The sequence below is a fragment of the Arthrobacter sp. B10-11 genome (assembly GCF_033142195.1).
Taxonomy (GTDB): Bacteria; Actinomycetota; Actinomycetes; order Actinomycetales; family Micrococcaceae; genus Arthrobacter; species Arthrobacter oryzae_C.
On record NZ_JAWMTH010000001.1, the window covers coordinates 990,739 to 1,014,261 of the forward strand.

The following is a 23,523-nucleotide window of genomic DNA, read 5'->3' on the forward strand; positions in this document are numbered from 1 at the left end:
GGTCCCGTGCAAGTCGTTGTTACGGGCGTCATCGACCACTCGCTACGCAACCGGTTCGCGCCAAGAACCGCTGATTCATGGGTGGCTGGCGATGTTGTGTTCGCCGAATGCGAGTTCGAGACGGACGCCGCAGGATGGGCGGCGACAGTGTTCAACCTCAACCTGGCACTGTGCAATGTCCCGGAAGGTTCGGTGACCCGCTCCGCTGACGTGATCCACATCGGTTCCCCAGCATCAACGTTTCGTCCTGCAACTGGCATCTTCCGGATCCCGCCGCTGACCATTGTGGCAGACAAGACGCACCTGGAACTGAACGTGGTGCTCAAGGGATCCGGCACCTACCGGATTGATCGGGCCGCTATCAAGCGCGTTATGCTTTCCGCCGCCCGGTAACGGGCATAGCGAGTTCCACGTCTTGCGCGGCAGTAACGCTGCGACGTACCGAGAGCCGGCGGTGAACGTTCTTGGCGAGGAGATGACTGGGTCGTTCGACCATACGGAAGAACAACGATGCCACCACAAGGGAGACAACTATGCTTGCTGGGACTGCTGCAAGCAACATGTCAGAACCCAGCAAGTACGCCATCGCAATGACTACGGGTTCGTGGACCAGGTAGAGACTGAAGGAGATGGTCCCAAGCCACTGAACCGGCTTCCAGCATAGAAATTGTTTTGCAGGCGTCCAGTGCCAGGCGAGGAATACGACTAGGGTGGCGCCGACCAGAACGAGTCCCTTAGAAGCGTCCAGGGCGACTTCACTCACGGGTGTCAACATCAAAATCCAGGGGAACGACATAAGCAGCGTGGCAGCAAAAATGACCATGGCCCATACGTAATTCGCACGGCGGCGCACCGTTATTCGAGAAGCCAAAACTTCCAACCGCTTCCATTCGACAGCCATGACGACGCCGACCATGAACATCGGCAGGTAATGCAGAATCTTCAAGCCGATAGCCGCGCCGATGCATGTCATGCAAATGAGCGAGACAGCCTTCAGCAGGTTCAGCTTTGGAAGCTTCAGTGCTAACCAAACGTAGAGGGGCAGGAGCAGCGAAAACAGCACCTCCCATTCCAAGGACCAGAGAGGACTGGCTACCTGTCCAGCGCCCCGTAGTAACGTCAGGTCCTGAAAGATTGCTTTCCAGCTCAGTTCAATGTGGTGTGCTAGCCACTCGTTGTTCATATCCCCATTTCTGGGGACGGCAAACATTGTTGCGATAGCCAGTGCAACGGCCCCCCAAATGGGAAGGTACAGCCGGATGAGCCGTTGTGGGTAGTACGCCTTCCAATCGAACTGTTGCGCCCTGAGGACTGGGAGTGCGAGCACTAATCCGGACAGTACAAAGAATATGTACACAGGTCCGATGCCGTCCCAGAGGAGATGGAGCGGGGTGTGAACCATCAGCCATTCCCACGAGCCGGGACTGTCAACTCCGCTGGGAAGGTAGTACGGAGCCGCTAGTACCGGGATTAGGAGCAGCGCATGATGAACAAGAACAATAAGTGCCGCAACACCACGTAGTCCATCGAGCGATTCAATGCGGCGCGGCATGGAGACGTTTCCCCCAGAAGTCATGCCCGAATTATCGCATGCCCGTCGACTTGACTGAAAAACTCCCTCTTACCCCACGAACTGGGGATGAGCTATCCCGCAACCCAAGCTACTCTCTTCCCACGGACAATGGCAGGGACGGTTGGGCGAGCCGTGGTGACTGCCTGAAGAACGGTGGATCGAGGGTTGGCCTGACACGCCTGGCGGCGCCTAGCAGGGAGGACTGATCATGAGCGGAGCCATGGACCCCTTGCGACTGATGCGGATCAGCAAGAGTTGGCGCAGCAGCGCCTGGTCCGGGCCAGGGCGCCAGGCATCGACCTAGTCGGCCATGACGGGTTGGTGAACCGGCCCGCGAAGAACGTCACCGAACCAAGACCGTGCTGACCGAGGTCGGGCCCCGAGGAGATCGATGTGCCGCGGGCCAGTGGCTCGACACTCGATCCGGAGATCGTGAAGCAGCGGCAGCGTCGGCTGACTGGTGTTGAGGAAGATCGTGTTGTCGCTGACCGCAAAAGGGCTCACAACCGGGTAGATCTTGGCCGAGGTATTCGGCGCCAAGGTCTCCAAAGACACCATCTCGCGCATCTCCGAGGAGGTCATCGGACAAATGACCACAGGGCAGAACCGGCCCCGGGTCTACTCGGGGGCGTTCATCGACGCGAACTTTTCGGCAAGATCCTTGACGGGCAGGTCACCACCCGCCCGATCTAACGTCCCAAGCGGCGTAAGTGACAACGGTGAACGCGACATTCTTGGGTTGTGGGCCGGGGACGGGTGGAAGCCCGCCCTGAGCGAGCGATGGCGCGATTCTGGGTGGACGCGACTCTCAATGGTGCGTCCGCGTCTCCTGCAGGCGCTTGATGAACCAGCGGGACTGCTCCGGTCCATACGGCAACACCGGGATGGCCTTGGTGGCGTCGCTGGGGGTGTCGCGGATGGACTGAACGGCCTGGCGGACGGCCGTTGACATGGTGTTCGCCATGGTCTTCACGAACTGGTCGCTGCAGGGTTCGCCGTGGCCCGGGATCAGGAATTCGTAGCGGTGCCGCAGGGCGGAGATGTGCCGCAAGGCATCTGCCCATTCCTCAGGAAAGGCATCTTCGAAGGACGGGTGGGCACCCTGTTCCACGAGGTCGCCGGCATAGAGCGTGGTGGCGGTACCTACGAGCAGGTCGCCGTCAGTGTGCCCTCGGCCCAGGTAGAAAAGGGTGACGGTCTGGGCGCCGAGGTCCACCAGTACAGGCTGGTCCTTCACGATTGCGTTGGGAACCACCAGTTCGGCGTCGGCACCTTCGCCAGCCGCCATTTCGGGCTCCAAAGCGACGACCATACGACGCTGCCGGTCCCCGTTCTCCTCTATCTCACGTGCGCAGTTTTCGTGGGCATAGAACTCGGTGACGCCTTCGTCCGCGAAGACGGCGTTGCCGAAGAAGTGGTCGTAGTGGGCGTGGGTGTTCACCACCACTAGGGGGAGCTGGGTCTTTTCGCGGACGGTCGCCAGGATCTCCCGGCCTTGCCGGGGTCCTCCGCCGGTGTCGATCACCATGGCGCGTTCGGCGCCGATTATGAGTCCGGTGTTGAGCTTCGAACCTTCGGTGATCAGCACGTAGTTGCCCTGGCCGACCTCCATCCATCGCGACATTCTGTTCTCCGTATTCATGCGTTCCGGCGATCTTAGGCCTCGATTCTACCCACGCCTTGCTGGTGGAAGCCTGATGAACAGGCCGCGGCGCCGGACCAAACCGGCGGTCATCGCCATGTCCGGCGCGGGCGCGTAACCCGTGCCGGACTTCAGTTGCCGTCGAGGAGAAGCGGGGGCCCGCATTGAATCCGGAACGTCCCTGGAGCGGATGGTGTTTTTCGGTGACGCCGTCTTTGCCATCGCTGGCATTCTACTCGCTGGACTTCGTCGGACCTTCGAGCACGACGGCTGGAAAGTGCCGACCGCGCTCGCTCCCATTGCGTACATCGCTTGATCCTTGGCTCGCGGTCATGGGCGCGCGGCAATGTTGCGGTGACCCAACCGCACGCCTCTTGTTTCACGGTGGTAACCAATGAGAAACCCACACCTAGTTATGATCTGGCTATGGCCACTAAACAGCACAAAACTTTCTGCGCCCCATGCGGCGCAACGACAAACCACGTCACGTCATATGGATCCCACGACGGGGGCAGTGACACTTCAGTCATCAGCGTCAGGTGCGCGGAGCACTCGGATCTGCATTCCTAGCGGGGAACCTGCGACGCGGACGCATATGTCGGACGGGCCAACTGATGGCACGCCGGAAGTCCGAGCATCCCTCGTAGTGGAAAACCGCCGCGGCCTAGCTGTACCTGGCCATCAGGTTGGTGACACTCGGGTGGTTGGAGTGTCCTTGATGGCGGTGTGGATGCGTTCAGTGTTGGAGTAGTTCAGCCATGGGTCAAGTGCCGCGGCTCGGTCTGTGTTGCTGGTAAACGGCTTGGCGTTGGCTCATTCGGCTGCCAGAGTCCGGTTGAAGCGCTCGATCTTGCCGTTGGTCCACGGGCAGAGAGGTTTTATGAACCGCTGTTCGGCGCCGAGTTTCGCCGCGGCGGCTTTGAAAGCTGCGGAGTTCCGGTAGGCGAACGCGTTGTCGGTGATGATGCGTTCCATCTTCCCGATGCCTCGGGCTTTGAAGAACCCGGCAGCTCTGAGGAGGAAAGCCGCCGCGGTCGTGCCTTTTTCGTCCGGGTGGATTTGGGCGTAGGCGAAGCGGGTGTAGTCATCGATGGCAGCATGGATGTAGTCGAATCCGATGCCACGCCCGCGGACCTTCTCCGAGCGGCCATGGGCGCGCCAGCCCCCGCCCTCAGGGATCCTTCCGAGTTTCTTGACGTCCACATGGATCAGCTCTCCCGGGCGCTGGCGTTCGTAACGGATCGCCGTTGACCGCGTGGCCCGGATGAGGGCCCCGGTGACGGGTCGCAGGCAGCCAGGGACGGGAGGCCAGGTCGGGCGATAATCCGCGAGATGGTTCGTTCCGGGACGCCGGTGGCACGGCTCAACCGGGCCGGCCCGCATCTGAACTCCGTCCTCTTGCTCGGTGCTAGTCCTGGACGGGGACCTGTGAGGGCGGCTGGATCGGTCGAGAAGGCCGGACTCCGCCTCTGCACGGAAGCGCTTCACCCAGCGGTGGGCGCATTGCCGGGAAACGTCTAGTTCCTTCGCGACGTGGGCAACCGGGCGATGGTCACCGATTACTCGTTCAACGAGAAGGAATCTCCCATGAATGGTCAGACGGGCATTAGCGTGGGACATGAGGACCTCCGTGGCCGTGAAGATATCAGATACCTCCACTAAGTCCCGGCGGGCCTCCACACTTCAAGGCTTATGTCACTAACGTCCTGGCCGAGTACACCTAGCGCTGACCTATTTCAGCGCAGCAACTCTTGCAGTGTGTCGGGCCGACTCCACAAGCTCTAACAAATACGCTCCATAGCCGCTCTTAAGTAGCGGTTCAGCGCGCGCGCGAAGCTCTTCATCGGAGAGGAACCCAACTCGCCATGCTATTTCTTCGGGCGATCCGACTTTCAGCCCTTGGCGGCTTTCAACAGTTCGTATGAAGTTTGAGGCATCATTGAGGTCGTTAAACGTCCCGGTGTCGAGCCAAGCCGTCCCCCGCGGCAATACTTCTACATGGAGCTTTCCTCGTTCAAGGTAAGTCCTGTTTACGTCGGTAATTTCGAGTTCGCCGCGTGCTGAAGGCTGAAGATTCCGTGCGATCTCCACCACATCGTTGTCGTAAAAGTAAAGGCCCGGCACAGCGAAGTGACTCTTCGGATGTTTTGGTTTTTCTTCCAGGGAGATCGCCTGGCCGTCGGCGTCGAACTCCACCACACCGTACGCCTGTGGATTCTGAACCCAGTATCCGAAAACAGCTCCACCATCAATATCGGCGAACCGACGAAGCTGAGTTCCCATGCCCTGCCCATAGAAGATGTTGTCACCCAGAATTAGAGCCACGGAATCAGCGCCAATATGGTCAGCGCCAAGTGTAAAGGCTTGAGCCAGTCCATCCGGAGACGGTTGCTGCACATAGCTGAGACTCACGCCAAATTGGGACCCGTCGCCTAAAAGCCGCCGGAACTGATCCACGTCGTGGGGTGTCGTCACAATCAAAATATCTCTTATGCCCGCAAGAATTAGTGTGGACAAAGGGTAATAAATCATCGGTTTGTCGTAGACCGGAACAAGTTGCTTACTGATGCCAAGGGTAATCGGGTGCAGTCGCGAACCAGTTCCCCCAGCTAAGATGATTCCTCGCATGTCTCAGATCATTTCGTGTTCTTAACACTTCTGCAAACCCGTAGAGTAATGCGTCATGGGGAAACTACTTGTCACCGGCGGTGCCGGCTTCATCGGTTCGAATTTTGTCCACTACGTTCTGGAGAACACCGAGGATCACGTCACTGTCCTGGACAAGCTGACGTACGCAGGGAACCTGGAATCCCTGAGGGGGCTCCCCGAGGACCGCTTCCGCTTCGTACAGGGTGATATCTGCGACGCCGCCCTGGTGGACACGCTCGTGGCCGACGCGGACGTTGTGGTGCACTACGCCGCCGAATCGCATAACGATAACTCCCTGCATGACCCGCGCCCGTTCCTGGACACGAACATCATCGGCACCTACACGCTGATCGAAGCCGCCCGGACGCACAACAAGCGTTTCCACCACATCTCCACCGACGAGGTTTACGGCGACCTGGAACTCGATGACCCGGAACGGTTCAGCGAGTCCACCCCGTACAACCCCTCCAGCCCGTACTCCTCCACCAAGGCCGGTTCCGACCTGCTGGTCCGGGCCTGGGTGCGGTCCTTCGGGCTGCAGGCCACCATCAGCAACTGCTCCAACAATTACGGCCCGTACCAGCACGTGGAGAAGTTCATCCCGCGCCAGATCACCAATGTGATCGACGGGATCCGTCCCAAGCTCTACGGCAAGGGCGAGAACGTCCGCGACTGGATCCACGCCAACGACCACTCCTCGGCCGTGCTGGCAATCATCGACAAGGGCATCATCGGCGAGACCTACCTGATCGGCGCCGACGGCGAGAAGAACAACAAGGACGTCGTCGAGCTGATCCTCGAGCACATGGGCCAGCCCCGGGACGCGTACGACCACGTCGTGGACCGGCCCGGCCACGACCTGCGCTACGCCATCGACTCCGCCAAGCTCCGCACCGAGCTCGGCTGGGAACCGAAATTCTCCAACTTCGACGCCGGCATCGAGGACACCATCGCCTGGTACCGCGACAACGAAAACTGGTGGCGCCCGCAAAAAGCCCGGACCGAAGCCAAATACAAGGAACAGGGCCAGTAGACGATGTCAATCCAGTTCTCCAACGTGGGTCTGACGCCTTTTCTAGGCTATTGAGATGCCGACGCCCAACACTTAGGGATAAGGCTGCCTCGGAGCTCGCTCAGGCAACACTAGCCGACGTCGCCATCCCGCTATGAAGCTCTGCCAACCAACCGATTCGCCGCGACGCGGAAGACCCACGCAATTCTGTGGGGTTTGCGGAAGACGTGGACTGTCAATTGAACCACAGTTTTGAGCTGACTAATTCGAAGTCGAATTTTCGAAATTTTGGCGGGTTGTATTTCAATGTCAAAATACTCCCCTACGATTCCCGGAGCTGCGCGAATTCCCCGCAAGGCATTACCGATATTCAAACCGTGCACCATCTGCAACCACATTGGATGGGCAACAACCTGGCGAATTGGCCCAAACTCGGATATTTTGTCGTGTCGCCCTACATAGACAGCCTTCAGAGGCTTGTCCGTACGTCTTTCAATGAGCGAGATGAAGGGGCCCGACGGGTCGGACCGGTAGTAAACTTCTCCGCCATCAGACATCTGGAGTCCCGCTTGAAAGTTGATGAACTGATGGTCCTCTCTGCCAAATTGCGCTTGCACCGCCTCGATGAAATCTCGAGCCAGCGCATCATCGTTGTCGACTCGGGTGGTGATTACCCAAGGCGCACTCGTACGCTCCTCGACCGCCGCAGCTGCCTTTTCCGGGGTAAGTGGACCATCAATCCATATAGGCTCAAAAACGCCGGCACCAAGACGATCCACTTCCTTTTGGAACCATTCAGCCCGTTCGGCATCAAAGTAGATGAGCCATCGAAATTTCTTGTTTGTCTGGCTCAGGACCGAGGCGCGGCATAAACTCTCGAAGTATCTGATGCGGTGGCGTAGCCACTCTTCGCTGGCACGCTCTTCAAGACGCGTATTGAACCGTGTCAGCAAAAAATGGTCAAAGTCTGAAGGGCTAGGCTGGACGATCCCCATAAATATTCCTGTCTTCTATGTCGGACTTGCTCGCGCTTCCGGCAATCCCAGCGATTTCACGACCATGATTGAAACGACATTATCTGAACTTTCGACAGATCAGCCACCGTGCACGGCCCGTGAATGAGTATAGATCAGGTCAATACTGGCCTCGGACGCCCACAAACCGAACAGTTCCTCTCTGGTATTCTCGTCCCCGTTGCCGTTGGACTCGCAAACAGGGCTCGCATGGCTCGACTTGCAGGAGATAGCAAACCACATTCGAGCTTGGCACCAGCGAAGCCCCGCATCCACAGAAGCTACGAACTGCTGTCACACCCGCCGCCCAGCCGCACGACGAACGCACGGCTCGGGCGGTGTCCTCAGCCGATTTCCAGCGTTCACCGTCCCACAAACGGGCTCAGATTTGCTCCTACATTTAGTGAGGCATCGCGCCATCCTTGTTGCAAACGTTCACAGACGGCCGAAAATTCAGTCGACAACAAATGGTAGGGAGGCGGCTCTTCGATACAGCGGGGAAGTGTTATTTCGTCGGTGGTTATGGGCGAAAATCGAGGCACATCAGTTGCCGTCTAAGGCACTAATCTGAACTGGGCCCAGCCCACACATGATCGGCCCATCGCCTCGCGGAGCCAGAGTATCTCAGCACCGCGTTGGGTACTTCGCAAACGGCGAAACGTTCGGGGCAGTCCGGGAAAGTCGGCTCTAGTTGCCTCTGTCCACAGCCTTGCTGAACGTACAGGAATCTGTGCGGTCCTGGGCTGCCTCAAAGTCTGCAGTCCACCGCGAATAGCCATCGCCATCGTGAGCCGGGCTCAGCGGCGTGCCCGCATCTAGATGTCCGACAACACCCACGTCGGGTTCTCGATGGCATCGGCCACGTATCGTAGGAAGCCGCCCGCAGTGCCGCCATCGCACACCCGGTGGTCGAAAGTCAGTGTCAGCTCGGTGACCTTGCGGACGGCAAGCTGCCCCTCAACTACCCACGGCTTGTCGATGATCCGGCCAACGCCGAGAATCCCCACTTCAGGGTGATTGATGATGGCGGCTGAGCCGTCCACTCCGAAGACCCCGTAGTTGTTCAGTGTGAAGGTTCCGCTACCCAGCTCGGTTGGTGTCGCTTTGCCGTCCCGTACAACTGCTGTGAGCCGGCGGATTTCCGTATCAAGTTCACGGGCACTCATCTTGTCCGCGTTGCGCACTGAGGGCACCATCAGGCCGCGGTCTGTCTGCGCGGCGAAGCCCAGGTTGACGCCGTCGAACGCGACGATGTCCTGGCTCTCCCCGCCCGCGGCGTCCTCCGTGGTGACGATTCTGGTGTTCAGCTCCGGATACTTCTTCAATCCTGCCGTCACAAACCTCGCAATGAAAGCCAACAAGCCGGGGGTATTGTGCGGGTCCACCTTCTTTAAGGCGGCGCGCATTTCTACTAGAGCCGTGGCATCCACGTCGACCCATACGGTGGCTTCCGGGATCTCAGAGCGGCTGCGGGTCATGTTTGCCGCCACAGCCTTCCGTACTCCCCTGACCGGCGTGCGGCCACTGATACCGAGACCCGTGCGCGGGTCGGTTTCCCAGCCGCTCTCAACAGGCTGGACCGTGGAACGCGATTCAGCTGCCGGGAGACCAGTCTCAACAGACTGTGCGGCCGGCGCAGGCGCAATGGCCGCTTCCACGTCTTTCCGCATGATCAGCCCACTGGTTCCCGAACCCTGTAGTCCGCTCAAGTCAACACCGTGGTCACGGGCCATCCTGCGGACCAGCGGCGAAATCACGGCACCGAGTTTGCCTGGCACGCGGGTGCGCAGGAGCAGGAGGTCGTCGGCGGTCTTTTCCGCGTCGCTGACCTTGGTTGCAACAGAGCCTGTCCCGGCGGTTTCGGCCGCCGCCGACTTCCGGGCACGGGTGCGACGGGCGACGCCGTGACCGCCCGGTGTTCCGTAGCCGATCAGAACGTTGCCGGAGCCTGCCTTTTCTTCCTCACGGTAGGTTTCGGCCGCGGCGGTTTCGACAAGCGTGGTTTCGGCCGGCTCAAGCGCCGTCGTTTCGACAGGTTCAACGACCGCCGGCTTTGGTTCAGCAGCTGCACCGCCAACGGGCGTGACGGAGATCAGCGGCTTGCCGACGTCGAGGGTCTGGCCGGGTTCCCCGTGCAGCACTGCGACGGTGCCGGCATACGGCGACGGGACCTCCACCATGGACTTGGCGGTTTCCACCTCGGCGATGGGCTGGTCCACCCGGATTTCATCACCCACGGCCACAAGCCAGTTCACCAGTTCGGCTTCGGTGAGGCCTTCGCCCAGGTCCGGCAGCAGGAATACTTTCGTTTCGCTCATCTGATCAGTCTTCCCACTGGAGGTCGTCAACGGCGTCGAGGATGCGGTCCACGCCGGGCAGGTAGTAGTGCTCAAGCTTTGGCGCCGGGTACGGCACGTCGAAGCCGGTGACGCGGCGGATCGGTGCAGCCAGGTAGTGGAAGCAACGTTCCTGGACCCTTGCCACAATTTCCGAGGACACCGACGCGAAGCCGTGGGCCTCGGCGATGACCACTGCACGGCCGGTCTTGCGGACCGACGCGCAGACGGTTTCGTCGTCGAACGGCACGATGGAGCGGACGTCGATGACTTCCAGAGAGCGGCCCTCTTCGGCCGCAGCGGCCGCGGCGGCCAGCGCTGTCGGCACGGACGGACCGTAGGCAATCAGCGTGACATCGGTACCGGGACGTGCGACGGCGGCGCGACCTTCGGAGGTGGTCCCGCGTTCGGTGTTGGCGGCGTGCTCGGCCCGGAGCTCTTCCAGGTCCACCAGGTCCTTGGACCAGTAGAGCTTCTTGGGCTCCATGAACATCACCGGGTCGTCGGAGTCGATGGCTTCGCGGAGCATGCGGTAGCCGTCAGCCACGGTGGCCGGCGTGAACACCTTCAGGCCGGCGGTGTGCGCGTAGTAGGACTCGGAGGAGTCGCAGTGGTGCTCCACTCCCCCGATGCCGCCGGCATAGGGGACGCGGATGACGATGGGCAGCTTAACGGCGCCCTTGGTCCGGTTGTGCATCTTGGCCACGTGGCTGACGATCTGTTCGAACGCCGGGTAGGCGAAGGCATCGAACTGCATCTCGATCACCGGGCGCATGCCGTTCATGGCCATCCCCACGGCCATGCCGACGATGCCGGATTCGGCCAGCGGGGTGTCGAAGCAGCGGGATTCGCCAAAGGTCTTGGTGAGGCCGTCGGTGATCCGGAAGACGCCGCCGAGCATGCCGACGTCTTCGCCGAACACCAGAACGGAGGAGTCAGCGTGCATGGCGTCCGCCATCGCGGTGTTCAGCGCTTTGGCCATGGTGATGGTCTGCGGACCGGTTGCTTCAGAGGTGGCGGCTGCCTTGGCTGCAGCGCGTGCGGTGGCTGCGCTGACGTTGCCGTTGACCTCGGAGGAGGTGGTGACAGTGGGGCTCATTTTGCGGCCTCGTCCCGGGAGATTTCGTCGGCGAGCATGGCGGACTGTTCCTTCAGCTGCGGGGTGGGTGCGGAGAACACGTACCGGAAGAGGTCCTGAGGGTCGATAGGGACATCTTCGCCCAGGCCTTCGCGGAGCTGGGTGGCAACCACTTCCGCCTTTTCGGCGATCCGGGCGGCGCCGTCGTCGTCCAGCAGTCCGCGGTCCGTCAGGTAGGTCTGCATCCGCTTCAGCGGATCCTTCGCCACCCACTGGGCCACTTCACTGTCCTGGCGGTAGCGGGTGGCGTCGTCGGCGTTGGTGTGGGCCTGCATACGGTAAGTGTGGGCCTCCACCAGGAGGGGGCCCGAGCCTTCACGCGCCAGCTTCACTGCCCGGCCCAGTACGGCGAGAAGGGCGACGACGTCGTTGCCGTCCACGCGTTCGCCGGCCATGCCGTAGCCCACGGCCTTGTGCGCCAGGGACGGCGCGACGGACTGGTGGGCCAGCGGAACCGAGATGGCGTACTGGTTGTTCTGCACGAAGAAGACGACGGGCAAGTGGAACACGGCCGCAAAGTTCAGGGCCTCGTGGAAGTCTCCTTCACTGGTGGCGCCGTCACCGCACATGGCCAGGACCACGGTGTCCTCGCCGCGGAGCTTCGCGGCATGGGCCACGCCGACGGCGTGGAGCAGCTGTGTGGTGAGCGGGGTGCACTGGATGCCCACCTTGTGCTTGGTCGGGTCGTAGCCGCTGTGCCAGTCGCCACGGAAGAGGGTCATGGTCTGGACGGGATCCACGCCGCGGGCCATCACGGCAACGGAGTCGCGGTAAGTGGGGAAGATCCAGTCGCCTTCGGCAAGGCAGAGGGCGGCCGCCACCTGGCAGGCCTCCTGACCGTGGCTGGAGGGGTAGACGGCCATGCGGCCCTGGCGGACCAGGGCTGAGTTTTGGTCATTGACGCGGCGGCCGACGACGAGCTGTTCGTAGGCGGCCAGCAGTTCGGCATCGCCCGGCAGCGCGTATTCGTGGCCGGGCTGCGCACCCTGTTCCGTGTGAGGGTTCAGGGTGCCGTCCTGGTCCACCATCTGAATCTGGTGGCGGGCCGGCAGCATGTAGTCCTCAACCGTGATGCCGAATTTGCGCACAGCCTCGGCTGCGGCACCTTCGGTCACGGGATTCCCTGCCGGCTGTTCCGGCGAGTCCTGCCCGACGGCGGTGTGGTCCGCGGAGATCGTCATTGGTCCGTCCTTCTGTAGCCACTATTCGCTTCCAGTATCGTCCTGAACGAACTTTCGTATCCAGTCCCGGGCAGAACCGTGGAGAAGTTTGGAATTCTGGCCTAATCTGAAAGACGAATCGTTAGTGTGAGCTGGGTTACCGGCAGGAGTTGTGGACAAATGGCAGAAACTGAAGCGGACCAGGTACCGGTGCCGCTGGACGACGTGGACCGGAACATCATCGCGGAGCTGACCCGGGACGGGAGGATGTCCGTGACGCAGGTGGCGGAAAACGTCCATATCTCACGGGCGCACGCCTATACCCGGATCGCCCGGCTGACCGGTGAGGGCGTGCTGACCAAGTTCACAGCACTTGTTGACCCTATTAAGGCGGGGCTCAAATCCTCCGCGTACGTCACGCTCAAAGTAAGGCAGCATTCCTGGCGCGAGCTGCGTGAACTGCTGCGGGCCATTCCGGAGGTTCACCACATCGCCCTAGTGGGCGGCGACTTCGACGTCATTCTGCTGGTCCGTGCCGTGGACAACGTGGATCTGCGACGGGTGATCTTCGACCAGTTGCAGTCCATGCCCGGGGTGCTGGATACGCAGACGTTTCTGGTGTTTGAGGACGTTGATACGAGGTAATCGCGTGTTCCCGATCTAGCAACAGCGAGACTCGTCGGAAACGGCCCACGAAAAACCAGACGTGGACGTGCGGCTCCGAAGCACAGCGGAGTCTTGGCTCCATCATTCGTTGCGCACCAAATGTTCACCTAGACGAGCGTATTACGTGCGAAATCTCGGCGAAACGGTTGACAGGTAGAATTACAGAGACCGCATGAATATTGCCGTTCTGGTGGCGTGCCTCTCGGCTGCCTCCAGCGACCAACACAGGGGGACCCGGGTTTGGACCTACACGACTATCTGCGCATTTTTCGTCGCAATTGGGTTCTAGTAGTCGCACTAACTTTGGCTGGAATCCTCGGGGGGGGTGCGGCATCTGTGCTGGTCAAACCGACATACACTGCTCAGACGCAGCTTTTTGTGGCGATTCAGAGTTCAGGCTCCGTAACCGAGCTGCAGCAAGGCAACAATTTCAGTCAAGCCCGTGTCCAATCTTATGTAAAGACTGTCTCAACCCCGGTGGTTCTTCAGCCGGCAATCGACAGCCTTGGACTCGAAGTCTCAGCCGAGCAACTTGCCTCGCGGGTTACAGCCAGCACGGACTTAAACACCGTGTTGATCAATATATCGGTCGAAGACTCTTCTCCCGCTCAGGCTGCTGCCACGGCCCAGGCCATTGCGAATAGCCTCATATCTGCCGTGGACGGCCTTGAGAAGCCCAAAACCGGCGGGACGTCACCGGTGAACCTTTCCATAATCACTCCGGCCACAGCTCCGACGTCTCCGTCAGCACCGAACACAAGACTCAACTTGATCCTCGGGCTTGTCGTCGGTCTTGCTGCGGGAATTGGCATGGCCATACTGCGGTCGACTATGGACAATCGGATTCGCGGAGAAGCTGACGTTCGCCGCATTAGCAATGCTCCAGTCCTCGGCGGGATCGCGTTCGACCCCGATTCGGTCAAGAAACCACTTCTGACGCAAACCCCTCAGCAGAGCCCTAGGGCAGAATCGTTCCGCCAACTTCGAACTAACCTTCAGTTCGCCAACGTCACCGGCAGGGCAAGGTCTGTTCTACTGACATCTTCGCTCCCTGGCGAGGGCAAGAGCACCACGGCTACCAATCTTGCCATAGCCCTGGCTCAGGCTGGGCAAACAGTCTGCTTGGTTGATGCGGACCTCCGACGACCAATGGTAAGCGAGTATCTGGGTCTGGATCGATCAATTGGGCTGACTACGGCTTTGGTTGGATCCGCTGACGTTAATGACTTACTGCAACCGTGGGGCGACGACAGCCTCTATGTGCTGGCGTCGGGTCAAATTCCGCCCAATCCCAGTGAACTGCTCGGATCGGCGGAAATGCAGCGTCTAATCGAGCGACTCGAAGACACATTTGACACTGTTGTAATTGATGCACCGCCCCTGTTGCCGGTAACGGATGCGGCCGTCCTCTCCCAGCACGTTGGCGGTGTTGTAGTGATAGTCGGATCACAAAGAATTAAGCAACAGGATCTGGAGAAGTCGCTCGGCTCGCTCGACTTGGTGGGGGCGAAGCTGTTAGGCATCGTCCTCAACCGACTGCCGATAAAAGGTCCTGACGCGTATGCATACAGTTACTACAACAGCGAGCAATCCACCCAGGCGCCGCGCTCCCGCCGACAAATGGACTCCGCACAAGTTGTCATTCCTCACAACAACGATGCCGACGCGGGCCAGTTTCAGGGACGAGACCAACATGTTTTCCCAAGGCAGAGGCTTGAGCAGTAACTGACACAGGAATTTCAGGCAGTCCCGCTTAACTTTTTTCGGTTCAGAGAATAAGACCCGCTGGCGCCTTCATCTTTTTTATTTCGGCACAATATCTCGTCACTTGAATGAACGACCAGGCCCAGATCCGGCTGGAAACAGTTCCGGTCGCCCTCATTCTGGGACCAGCTAGACGTCACGTAACACGGGGGAAGATACATATTGAAAAGTTTTACAGCACCCAGAAATATGACAGATAATTCGCCTGCCCGGTTCAACCGCGAATCTAGGTACAAGGTATGACCGGCCTGATCGTTCACGAATGGATATCTCAGCACGGAGGATCCGAGAATGTTCTTGACGTGATGGCCCGCGCACTCCCGAATGATGATATCTATTGCTTGTGGAATGAGGCAACCGATAGATTTCCGGGTAGGAATGTGCGTGAAACCTGGATGGCCAGGTCTCCCTTACGACGAAGCAAGGCCGCTGCGCTGGCATTGATGCCGAGCACATGGCGCACCGTTGACATATCCAAGTACGAATCAGTTCTGGTTAGCTCCCACGCATTTGCGCACCATGTTGGATCGAGGAAATTAAGGGCGACAATTCCGATTCATGTTTATGTTCATACTCCTGCCCGTTATATTTGGGCCGCCGATCTGGACAAACGCGGCAATCATCCCTTGGTTCGCGCAGTGGCACCATTATTTCAGCATTTGGACAAAAAAATTGCATCCGAGGGCCCCCTATTCGCAGCTAACAGTCAATTTGTGCAACGTCGAATCGAGAATACGTGGGCGCAGCCATCTCAGGTTATATACCCACCAGTTCGAATTGAGAAACTGCGTTCTGTAGAGGACTGGACCGACCGACTCTCGGACTCGGAGTCCGCCATTCTGGATGAGTTGCCGAACGAGTTCATCCTGGGGGCTTCGAGATTCGTGGCATATAAGAACCTTGACCGGGTCATCGAAGTGGGCTCAGCCTGCCAAGTCCCAGTCGTGTTGGCCGGTGGCGGGCCTGAAGAGTCATACTTACGAGCGAAGGCCTCCGAAGCGGCGGTACCCGTGCACTTTGTTCACAGCCCGTCCGACGAACTGCTTTATGCTCTGTATCAAAAAGCCATGCTTTTCGTTTTTCCACCAATTGAAGATTTCGGAATAATGCCCGTCGAAGCAATGGCACTCGGCACACCTGTGCTGGTCAATCCAATTGGCGGCGCTGTAGAAAGCGTTCGTCTTCTAGGGGGCGGGGCGACGTTGCCCCCTCATAATAACTCGAATGAAGTGCAGGCGGCCGTCCAGTTGGCTTTGTCTAAAAACATGGAACGGGCAAGTCGTGAGGCCTCTTCCCTCTCTGAAGCGGCGTTCATCTCTAGGATTCTGAGCTGGCGGACAGGAAGATGCGACGAAATGAACTCTTTCTCATACGGAGGAAACAATGAACAGTCCTAGGATCCTTGTGCTTGGAACAGCCGACTGGAATCAGCCCATCGCTACCAATCAGCACTACATGACGGGGGAACTGTCCAAGTCCTTCGATATCCTATTCATCGAGTCTCTAGGACTTCGCCGCCCCGAGCTGTCGATTCGTGATTTCCGTCGAGCCTGGACCAGACTCACCGGAAACACGAACAATCCGGCCCCCTCACAACGAGATATACCATCAAACGTCCAAGTCGTCGCCCCTTTAGTAGTCCCCCTTCATAGTGACCCGCTATTTCACATCAACCGAAAACTTTTGCTAAGGAAAGAAGTTTTGGAGTGGACAAGATGCGACACTCAAAGAGTATTCTGGACCTATTCACCGGTTACTTATGGCCTCGAAGAACTCGCCGATGTCGCTGTTTACCACTGCGTTGATCTCTTGGGGAAATTTCCCGGGATCGATAACGAGTTAGTAGATCGGCATGAACGACGGCTTGCTGCGGCTGGGGTGCAGGCAGCCGCAAGCAGTGAGGTTGTCCTAGAGCACCTGGTCCAGCAAGGTTTTCGCGACCCGATCTATTGGCCTAACGTTGCAGATGCCGAAACCATTATCGGCGCTACGTCAGCGCTGCAGCCTTCAAGGTCTCCGTCGGCTGTATTCGCGGGTAACCTCACCTCGAAGAAGATCGATTTCCAGTTACTTCGTGATTTGATGGCTGCCGGAGTGGACCTGCACCTTGCTGGGCCCGTCGCCCAAGGCGGTGGGGATGCCGACGCTCTGCTCCAAGAACTGGTCTCCATGGGAGCTGAGTATCACGGCATGTTGAATCTTCAGTCATTGTCGGAGCTCATGGCCGGCAGCACGGTAGGCCTCATTCCCTATGAACTTAACTCATACACGCGAGGCGTGAGCCCACTAAAGGTCTACGAGTACTTAGCGGCGGGGCTCCGAGTCGTTTCCACTCCCGTACCGAGTGTCATTCCCAGGGACGGACATGTGGACGTAGCCCAATCAAGGGCGCATTTCGTCGAAGCGGTTCGAGACGGGCTTGCTCTCACCACTGACGATATCCGGAGCGAGAGGGTCCGCCTCGCTCGCGAAAATAGTTGGTCAGGAAGAGGAAACGAAGCACGCGAGCTGGTGTCGACCCTACTTGCTAACGGTGCTGCCACTTCTGACGCCCGTGGCTGAATACCCCTCCCCTTCGTCTTCGACTCTGAAAGTTATAGCAATGAGAGAAAAACTAAGTCACATTAAATATTGGGGACTTTTGTGGTTGGCAACTTTATTGGGGAACGTTCCAAGTCATGCGCTTCGCAATGCTTTCTATAGGCGCGGCCTCGGCATTCGCCTACCTCAGAGTTCAATTATTTACTGGCGCGCACGCTTCTTTGGACTCAAGGGCATCAGCATAGGGGAAAGCTCAATCGTTGGTGACCATGCATTCCTAGACGGTCGAAACGGAATACATATTGGGTCTAACGTCAACATAGCCTCGGAAGTTCGGATTTGGACAGCGGAGCATGACGTTTTCGCAGATGACTTTGGACAAATCGGGGGCCCAGTCGTCATCAATGATTATGCCTTTATCGGAAGCCGGGTGACTATACTTCCGGGAGTTACAATCGGTGAGGGCGCCGTAATTGGAGCTGGCGCCGTAGTCACCAAGGACATAGCCGCATGGACTATAGCCTTCGGAATACCCGCAAAATCTGTAAAAGCACGACCCCGCGTGCAGTACACGCTCCAGACGACGAAAAAAGCCCTATTTCAGTGAAGATTTTTGGGTTGCCGGTCGAAGTAGGTTATATCCGCCTTCCATCGAAACTGGTGAAACATGCTGCCGTTTAGTCCCACACGCCCACGACTAGCATCCATAGCTGATAAGTCCGGATTCTTGGTCGCTCTTGCGGTGATGCTCGTCGTAACCCTGGCTGTGTACCAAGGCTCTGTACTCGCATTGGCCGCTGTCGCATGTGCTGCTCTGTTCGCTCTACTCATGCCTACGACCGCAACTATAGTTTCCATTTCTTGGATCCTTCTTGTGAGACCAAATGCAAAGCTACTTCAAAGTACGATCGCTGGGTTCACGGTAACTGAAGTAGATTTGCTGGTTCTCCTGGCACTCGCTGCTTCCAGCCGCATTCCAAGAAAGGCCGAAAGCCCCCAGCGTCCATCCCGTCTCGCTGACTGGATGCCACTGCTTGCATGGCCAATCTGGTTGTTGCTTCGCACGTTCATCCCTCAGGCCGGTAATCTTACGTTTGGCTCTCCACTCATTGATTTGAGGATCCTTTCCGCCTATGTCCTGTTGATTCCCATTTGGATGATTGCCTCCCGGCGCGGTAGCACCACCCTCATCAGATTGATCTGCTATTCGGCCTACGCTGCCTGCTTGATTGCAGTCGTCGCTTGGAGCATGGCGCGGCTAAGCCTTCTTGGCCCAGGAAGCTATCCCCTAGTCAATATTGCGGCTGGAGCTGCTCAAGACGTACGCCCTGGTGGGGAGATCCTCATGCCAGTACTAGCCGTTCTCTTGGTGTTCAATAGAGCTCCTTTATTCCTGAGGAGTCGATGGCTATCATTTGCACTATTGTTAGGCGAGATACTCGTCAGTCAGACTCTTAGTATCGTCATAGCCTCAGTTGCTGGAATATTGTTGGTTCTGCTTTCGAACTGGCATTACATTTCACTCGCGAAAAGAGTAATTATCATTGCTCTCCTTCTCGGTAGTGGATTTGTTGCTCTCAGTGGGGGCGGTTCGCAGAACGGTAACGCCGATGTTGGGTCAAGGTTCAACTTGACTGAGAGAATTGGACAGAACTCGGCTCAGTATCGCGTAGCTGAAGCGGAAACTATGGCAATTATTTATGAAGATGAACCGCTAGTTTTAGCAGTCGGAACCGGCCCTGGTTCGTTTGTATCGTTTACCGACGGACTGGTTCACGAAGTCAAGGACCTTACTCACAATGTCTACAACAATCTCATTCTCAAGACTGGAATAGTCGGGTTGGTCTTGTTCACAGGAGGATTTGTGTTCACTTTCTGTCGTAATTGGGCACAACCAAACATTCTCACACGAGTGCTTTTTGGATCTTTGGGGGCGATCGGCGTCTTGAGCATGACCGTACCTTTTGTCTCGACAGTGTCTGGACTAACCGCGCTCCTGTGTCTAGGTGGCCTGGCCGTTAGTCAAACCGTCAACGCTCGTCCTGCTCGCGCTGGAGCGTTGAATTGACAACAGGATTGCTCCAGCAGCTAAAACGTCCTACAGCGGTCCTTGTGTTGTCTAACTTTTCAAGTCTCGGGCTTGGTCTCATATCCGCAGCACTTCAGGCCAGGCTTTTGGGCCCCGTAGGCCGCGGAGAATTGGCCACCGCGATCGTCCCGGCAGGAATGGCCGCTATGCTCCTCTGCATCGGCCTTCCCGACTATTTTGCACGCGAGGCTGCTAAGGGCCGCGATCTTAGACGGCTCTCGCTCACAGCAGGAGTCCTTGGTCTGTCCGTGGGGGTCGTCACTGTGCTTCCATATCTGTGGGTTGCCCAAATCTTGGCACCAATTGGGACGGCAGCATGGTATCTGCTCCTCGCATACGCGTGTTTAACGCCCATCACCACCTTTGGATATTGCCTCATGTCAATCGCAGTCGGTGCCGGCTGGTGGAAGACAGTGTCTACGGCAAAGCTTCTCCCGCAGGCAATCGCCGTTGTCGGACTGGCTTTACTGTCTGTTCCTGGAGCTTCCCCGGGGGCAGTGGGGGCCCTTCTTATCGCATCGACGGTGGTCGGACTGTTATTCCCACTAACACGCAGGGCATCATGGCCCTTTGCGAGGTTGACGAAGACAGGTTTCACCGCGGCGCTAACATTCGGATTCAAGGGCTGGCCCTCTGGGGCGATCGCCCTATTGAATCAGCGAATTGACCTCCTCCTTCTCACCGCAATGACAACAAAAGAGCAATTGGGCTACTACGCAGTCGCGACCACCCTAGCTGCCGTACTGACAGCCGTTTCTAATTCAGTGGCCATGCCGACGCGGAACCGTGTTGCGCGCGGCGAGGTGAATGTCGTTCCGCAGACCATGGCAGCAACGATGGCCATCACAGCGTTGATGGCCGGACTTGTAATCTTCGCACTGCCGATACTAGTTAACGTCGTCTTAGGCTCCAGCTTCTTACCGGCCATGCCTGTGATGGTGGTTCTTCTTGCTGCCCAAATCCCTTTGGCCGGGATTGTAGTCATGACGCAGTCGCTCGTAGGTGCAGGCAGACCTGGCTTGCCTTTCTTCGGGGAAGTCACGGCGCTCGCCACGACTGCAACAATTGTCATATTTATGGTTCCACAATTTGGCACTCTTTCGGCGGCGTGGGCAAACTTAGCGGGAAACATAGTCAGTTTTAGCGCCCTGCTATTCCTCTCCAGAAAACATGTATGCAGACAATCGTTGTGGCGATATATTTTCATCTCGCCGAAACGGATAGTTTTGATATTGAAAGGATCCGCATGACTCAGTTATCTCGTAGCGGAATTGACGTCGTCGTAGTTACATATAACTCAGCGACCTACCTCCCCCGCTTAGCGTCAAGCCTCCGAAGTATTGACGAGATTAGGTCGGTCACAATTGTTGACAACGACTCAAAGGATGACTCGGCGGATATCGCCGAACGACAGGATTGGGGTTGCAGTCTGTCTGTTCTGCGAAGCGATTCGAACCCAGGGTTCGGGAAATCAATGAATCTTGGGGCGTCCCACCAAAGCAATCCACACGATCTCATCCTTATCCTCAATCCCGACGTATACCTGACGGAGCAGGTCCTCAAGGGGTTGAGCAGAAATCTAGTGGAAGATCCGACGCTGGGAACTGTAGGACCCGTGCTAACAACTCCCGACGGCAAAGCGGTTTCATCCGCCCGCGACTTCCCTACACCGAAGAGCATAGCGATGCGGTATTTCGTCGATGCCAAGCACAATGCAAGGCTCACTGACGTAGATTGGATTTGCGGTGCCTCCATGCTTTGGAGGCGAGAAGCCTTTGAACAACTGAACGGTTTTGCGGAGGAATTTTTTCTATACTTCGAGGATGTCGATATCTGTCGCAGGGCGTCGAGCGCCGGGTGGGGAGTTGCGGTCAACGGGTCGTTGACCGCAGTCCACGACCAAGGCCACGGACGAAAGACGTCACGGTTCCTCCGACGTCAGAGCCGAATCAGTCGGCGCCGGTATGCCCAGAAATGGTTCGGTCACCGCGGAGTCCTGGCCGCTCTCGTAGCGGATGCAACCGACTGGGCGGCCGACATCTATCACGCGAGACAGGGAAAATAGGATGAGAATTTTGATGGACGGTCGCGTTCTGGCGGCCAAACCATCCGGAGTCCGCGACATTGCGGCCGGCATGGCAGACGGATTTCGACAGCTAAGCCAAGAAGGCGTAGTCGACTTCCTAGTGGCAGGCCACCAAGATCCCTGCGATCTCCCCGTTTCTCGGCGCCTGTTCATGCATGGGGGCCTCCCCTTGGCTGCTGCGCGTGCCGGCGCAAACCGTATCTTAATCCCCCGCCAGACTAGACCAATCGTGAGTGTGGTTCCCGCCGTTCCCTTGTTCCATGACATCGGATTTTTTCGATCGCCAGCGATTTATCCCGGGCGATCGAGCATTGGTGCCACAACTCGACTGGCTGCTCAGTCGCGTCACGCGTTGGCAGTCTCTAAATTCACAGCTGACGAAATGGCTGTGGCCGGAATATCTAATCGGGTAGAGGCTCTGCCGATCCAGGCAATTCACACCCTCAACTGGTCTCCCCGAGACGAAGCAAGGTACCTACTGTGCATAGCCGTTCAGGAACCTCACAAGAATCTCGTACGCTTGGTTGAAGCATGGAGTCGTGCAGACACCCAAGACTTTATGTTAGTTATTTGCGGTAGACCCGGAGAGGAAACTAAATCATTACTGGATGCCGTGTCTTCATCCATGAAGGCGGATTCAATAAAAGTCACGTCTGGCCTTAGCGACGATGAATACCTCGATCTTTTGAATGGTTGCTGGGGCTACATTCAACCATCCCTTTATGAAGGACTGTGCATACCCGCGCTCGATGTGGCTGCAGCCGGAGTGCCGTCGGCCGTGAGCACAAGCGGCAATCTCGGAAATATATATTTGAATACCCCCAAACACCAGGTCTTCGACGCCCTGTCCGTGCCTGAAATGGCCTGCTCCATCGAATCGCTTCTCCACGATGCTGATTTCCGCAGGCAGGCTTCGCAGTGGAACCTTACGAACGTAAAAGTCACCGATTGGAGAGAAGTGGCTTCGGTGGCACTGGCGGGGATGCAATGAACGACACCCTGATAGTTACGGTGACATATAACTCGGCTCACCTGATTTCGTCGTTCCTCCGAAACCTCCTTAACGGACGTGAGGCGGCATCTGGCCGGGTGGTAGTAGTTGACTCGGGGTCATCGGATGCAGAAAGGACTCGGAGGTCAGTTGACGAACTCGGCTCAGTTTTTGTGAGCCTTCCCAACAACGTGGGATACGGATCTGCTTCAAATGTCGGATCACAGTATTCTGACTCCGAATGGATTGCGATGGTAAATCCCGATGTCCGAGTGACCCTTGGAGACATTGAGAATCTAGTTGCAGACGCGCAACAGTATGGCTTTCAATGCATCGGCCCCAATGTGGTTGATGAAGAGGGGGTTCTTCAACAGTCATGGCACGGAATGGCTGCGCCTCCGTGGCGCAGACGCTCATCGTCGGCCGAACGACAGGGTGAGGCATTCCGGGCTGATTCCGTCAGTGGATGCTGCATGGTGATCCAAAGAAACTGGTTTGAGAAACTCGGAGGATTCGACGAATCGTTCTTCATGTTCTGCGAAGAAATCGACCTACACAAGAGGCTCAGTGAGGCCGGCGGGAAGATCGGGGTCAGCAATCGTGTACGCGTGACGACGCCCGGCGGCGCTAGTTCTTTGGGAACAACCAAACGATGGAGCAATGTCGAGCGGTCCATAGCACACGTTCAGTTCACCACAAAACACTACTCCAAGCTCGAAGGAACGATCGACGCTCTGTGGCGATTAGGGCTTATCGTGACGAAAGACGTTTATCGTCCGCGAACTGCAAGCCTCAAGCAGTTCACAGAAGGAATCTGGAATCGTGTGCTCCGACTAGATACACGCAGATAATGGATTTCTTGA

At 57.8% G+C, this 23,523-nt stretch carries 19 protein-coding genes and 2 pseudogenes; 13 read left to right on the forward strand and 8 right to left on the reverse strand.

Annotated elements, in window-relative coordinates:
- The first annotated feature begins 6 nt into the window (after positions 1 to 6).
- Positions 7 to 393, forward strand: coding sequence for a hypothetical protein (locus RW112_RS04645; protein ID WP_317780606.1), 387 nt, complete (start codon positions 7 to 9; stop codon positions 391 to 393).
- Here the strand turns inward: RW112_RS04645 and RW112_RS04650 are convergent.
- Positions 371 to 1,576, reverse strand: a complete 1,206-nt coding sequence (locus RW112_RS04650; protein WP_317780607.1) for an acyltransferase — start codon at positions 1,574 to 1,576, stop codon at positions 371 to 373. The genes RW112_RS04645 and RW112_RS04650 overlap by 23 nt on opposite strands.
- Before the next feature lie 514 nt (positions 1,577 to 2,090).
- On the opposite strand from RW112_RS04650, the pseudogene RW112_RS20845 reads away from it, so the two are divergent.
- Positions 2,091 to 2,270: pseudogene (locus tag RW112_RS20845) on the forward strand (hypothetical protein); the annotation flags it as partial.
- A 111-nt stretch (positions 2,271 to 2,381) separates the two neighbouring features.
- Here RW112_RS20845 and RW112_RS04655 read toward each other — a convergent pair.
- The 3 genes and pseudogenes from RW112_RS04655 to rfbA form a co-directional block, all read right to left on the reverse strand.
- Entirely contained in the window at positions 2,382 to 3,197 is an 816-nt protein-coding gene (locus RW112_RS04655; protein ID WP_317780608.1) for an MBL fold metallo-hydrolase, read from the reverse strand.
- A 699-nt stretch (positions 3,198 to 3,896) separates the two neighbouring features.
- Positions 3,897 to 4,835, reverse strand: a pseudogene (locus RW112_RS04660) (IS481 family transposase).
- 111 nt (positions 4,836 to 4,946) lie between these two features.
- Entirely contained in the window at positions 4,947 to 5,843 is an 897-nt protein-coding gene (gene rfbA / locus RW112_RS04665; protein WP_317780609.1) for a glucose-1-phosphate thymidylyltransferase RfbA, read from the reverse strand.
- 55 nt (positions 5,844 to 5,898) lie between these two features.
- On the opposite strand from rfbA, the gene rfbB reads away from it, so the two are divergent.
- On the forward strand, positions 5,899 to 6,897 hold the full coding sequence (gene rfbB / locus RW112_RS04670; RefSeq protein WP_317780610.1) for a dTDP-glucose 4,6-dehydratase: 999 nt from the start codon (positions 5,899 to 5,901) through the stop codon (positions 6,895 to 6,897).
- Between the two features lie 131 nt (positions 6,898 to 7,028).
- On the opposite strand, the gene RW112_RS04675 is transcribed toward rfbB, so the two are convergent.
- The 4 genes from RW112_RS04675 to pdhA form a co-directional block, all read right to left on the reverse strand.
- Entirely contained in the window at positions 7,029 to 7,871 is an 843-nt protein-coding gene (locus RW112_RS04675; protein WP_317780611.1) for a glycosyltransferase, read from the reverse strand.
- Between the two features lie 833 nt (positions 7,872 to 8,704).
- Positions 8,705 to 10,207 (reverse strand): dihydrolipoamide acetyltransferase family protein, encoded by a 1,503-nt coding sequence (locus tag RW112_RS04680; protein ID WP_317780612.1) that lies wholly within the window; start codon positions 10,205 to 10,207, stop codon positions 8,705 to 8,707.
- A 4-nt stretch (positions 10,208 to 10,211) separates the two neighbouring features.
- The gene (locus RW112_RS04685; RefSeq protein ID WP_317780613.1) at positions 10,212 to 11,324 is read right to left on the reverse strand and encodes an alpha-ketoacid dehydrogenase subunit beta; all 1,113 of its coding nucleotides are present in this window, start codon (positions 11,322 to 11,324) and stop codon (positions 10,212 to 10,214) included.
- Positions 11,321 to 12,544 carry a pyruvate dehydrogenase (acetyl-transferring) E1 component subunit alpha gene (pdhA, locus tag RW112_RS04690; protein WP_317780614.1) on the reverse strand — a complete coding sequence of 408 codons (1,224 nt, stop codon included), beginning with the start codon at positions 12,542 to 12,544 and terminating at the stop codon, positions 11,321 to 11,323. Before pdhA ends, RW112_RS04685 begins: the two co-directional genes overlap by 4 nt.
- A 159-nt stretch (positions 12,545 to 12,703) precedes the next feature.
- Between pdhA and RW112_RS04695 the strand changes: the two genes are divergently transcribed.
- The 10 genes from RW112_RS04695 (at position 12,704) to RW112_RS04740 (ending at position 23,511) form a co-directional block, all read left to right on the forward strand.
- Positions 12,704 to 13,168 (forward strand): Lrp/AsnC family transcriptional regulator, encoded by a 465-nt coding sequence (locus tag RW112_RS04695; protein WP_011693023.1) that lies wholly within the window; start codon positions 12,704 to 12,706, stop codon positions 13,166 to 13,168.
- Positions 13,169 to 13,429: 261 nt separating this feature from the next.
- Positions 13,430 to 14,914 (forward strand): polysaccharide biosynthesis tyrosine autokinase, encoded by a 1,485-nt coding sequence (locus tag RW112_RS04700; protein WP_317780615.1) that lies wholly within the window; start codon positions 13,430 to 13,432, stop codon positions 14,912 to 14,914.
- Positions 14,915 to 15,192: 278 nt separating this feature from the next.
- Positions 15,193 to 16,350: a glycosyltransferase gene (locus tag RW112_RS04705; RefSeq protein ID WP_317780616.1), complete on the forward strand. Its 1,158-nt coding sequence runs from the start codon at positions 15,193 to 15,195 to the stop codon at positions 16,348 to 16,350.
- 7 nt (positions 16,351 to 16,357) lie between these two features.
- Positions 16,358 to 17,515, forward strand: coding sequence for a glycosyltransferase (locus RW112_RS04710; RefSeq protein ID WP_317780617.1), 1,158 nt, complete (start codon positions 16,358 to 16,360; stop codon positions 17,513 to 17,515).
- 40 nt (positions 17,516 to 17,555) lie between these two features.
- A complete protein-coding gene (locus RW112_RS04715) occupies positions 17,556 to 18,101 on the forward strand; it encodes an acyltransferase (RefSeq protein ID WP_317780618.1) in 546 nt (181 codons plus the stop codon).
- A 417-nt stretch (positions 18,102 to 18,518) separates the two neighbouring features.
- The gene (locus RW112_RS04720) at positions 18,519 to 19,562 is read left to right on the forward strand and encodes a hypothetical protein (RefSeq protein WP_317780619.1); all 1,044 of its coding nucleotides are present in this window, start codon (positions 18,519 to 18,521) and stop codon (positions 19,560 to 19,562) included.
- Positions 19,559 to 20,833, forward strand: a complete 1,275-nt coding sequence (locus RW112_RS04725) for an oligosaccharide flippase family protein (RefSeq protein ID WP_317780620.1) — start codon at positions 19,559 to 19,561, stop codon at positions 20,831 to 20,833. Before RW112_RS04720 ends, RW112_RS04725 begins: the two co-directional genes overlap by 4 nt.
- Positions 20,830 to 21,648 (forward strand): glycosyltransferase family 2 protein, encoded by an 819-nt coding sequence (locus tag RW112_RS04730; protein ID WP_317780621.1) that lies wholly within the window; start codon positions 20,830 to 20,832, stop codon positions 21,646 to 21,648. The genes RW112_RS04725 and RW112_RS04730 overlap by 4 nt, the downstream gene beginning before the upstream one ends.
- Before the next feature lie 403 nt (positions 21,649 to 22,051).
- Positions 22,052 to 22,660: a glycosyltransferase gene (locus RW112_RS04735; protein WP_317780830.1), complete on the forward strand. Its 609-nt coding sequence runs from the start codon at positions 22,052 to 22,054 to the stop codon at positions 22,658 to 22,660.
- Positions 22,657 to 23,511, forward strand: a complete 855-nt coding sequence (locus tag RW112_RS04740; RefSeq protein ID WP_317780622.1) for a glycosyltransferase — start codon at positions 22,657 to 22,659, stop codon at positions 23,509 to 23,511. The genes RW112_RS04735 and RW112_RS04740 overlap by 4 nt, the downstream gene beginning before the upstream one ends.
- Positions 23,512 to 23,523 lie beyond the last annotated feature (12 nt).